Below are 1,764 nucleotides of genomic sequence, written 5' to 3' on the forward strand. Positions count from 1 at the left end.
CAGTTTCTGACCAACGCCCACGCGGGTAAACCTTACGCCTTTTTGCCCGAAGGCCAGTATCATCAACTAGCGGTAAACCGAGTTGGTGATGTATTGGTACCGGGTGATCAACAGTCTGCTCTTTATCGCAACAATGATTGGAAGATCATTGACGATTTAGATGCTGAAATACAATCTATTCAATGCCAAAACGGTCAATTCTACGCACTCACTAATTCGGGCATTTATCAACTAGTCGATACGCAGTGGAAGATATTTTACGGTGATGAAGAAGTAAATTGTATAGCCTTCCGGGACGACGAATTGATGGTTGGAACTGATAACGGCTACTACGGTATTTCTCGGACCGATGCTTCCGAAACTACCCCACTGGTCAGTCGGATTCCGGTACCGAAGATTAATGCTTTACTATCCACCTCTAACGGATTATGGGCCGCTACTCCCCAAGGTGCTTGGCAACAAACCGATACTTCGTTTCGCTATTTCGCCTCCCAGCGCTGGCTAGATCAGGATGAAGTAATTGATGTTGCAATCGATAGTGAAGGAGACGTTTACTTACTATCTTCTAGCGGTCTGAATAAAGTGGATTTTCAGCCAATCACATTAGCTAAGAAAGCGCAGTATTTTGGAAGAAAGATTCGGCAACGCCATATCCGGTACGGATTTATTGCTGAAATGCGCTTGGCTGAATCCGGTAATATTACTACGGCCGAAATGATTGATACCGACAACGATGGTCTTTGGTCAGCCTTCTACTTGGGTAGTCAAGCGTATCGCTACGCCGTAACCCAGGAACCTAAAGCCCGACGTAATGCTTGGGAAGCCTTTGAAGCCTACGAGCGGCTACTCTCTATTAATCCTCTAAAAGGTTTTCCTTCCCGTACTTTTGAGCGAAAAGACTATAAGGTTTCTGATTTAGTTCGTTGGCGACCTTCGCCGGATTCAGCTTGGGAATGGAAAGGGCATACCAGCAGCGATGAGTTTGTGGCCTACATTTATATTGCTTCACTGATGGATGAATTCCTGACCGAAAGTGCGGAGGATGAACAACGAGTAGCCAATTTTATTGATGCCATTGTCACTCACTTGGTTGATAATGATTACTACTTTGTAGATGTAGACGGTGAACCCACCCTGTGGGGGCGTTGGAACCCGGAATATATTAACTGGTACCCACCTACTATTCGCGATCGTCGCCTAGGTAGTTTAACACTGATCGCCGGACTACAGTTAGCGTATGATCTCACCGGCAAAGAGCGGTTTAAAGATGAAGCGTACCGAATGATGGAAGAACACGGCTACTTGGATAACATCATGATCGATTTGAACACCATTGCCCCCACTCCAGGCTACGTACACCAAGGTCACGATATGGGCGGAGGCGGCTGGAACCACTCCGACGATGAAATGGCATTTCTTACCTACTGGGTGATCCATCGCCATGCGTTTACCGATGAACTGAAACAGCAGTACGAGCAGGCTATCCGCAATCACTGGGAGATTGAGCGACCCGAGAAAAATCCGGTTTGGAATTTAATTAGTTACGCTACCGAAGGCTCATTTGATAGTGAAGCCACCCTTTGGTTCTTGCGAGATTATCCAATGGACCTCATCCGATACGATACTAAAAACTCCCACCGCCAGGATTTAACCATGTTAGAACCTAACTTCCGTAAGCAGGAAACTGCCGAACTCTTACCCGCTGCTGAACGGCAAATTATCCGCTACAACGCGAACCCTTTTCAGCTAGACGGAGGACAAGGC

General features: G+C 46.8%; 1 protein-coding gene. It reads left to right on the forward strand.

Features of this window, described 5'->3' with window-relative positions:
* Positions 1-1,764, forward strand: a 1,764-nt coding sequence (locus WBA23_RS13200; RefSeq protein ID WP_424582745.1) for a hypothetical protein, incomplete at both ends; no start/stop codon positions are given.

This window comes from Tunicatimonas sp. (genome assembly GCF_049647865.1).
GTDB lineage: Bacteria > Bacteroidota > Bacteroidia > Cytophagales > Cyclobacteriaceae > Tunicatimonas.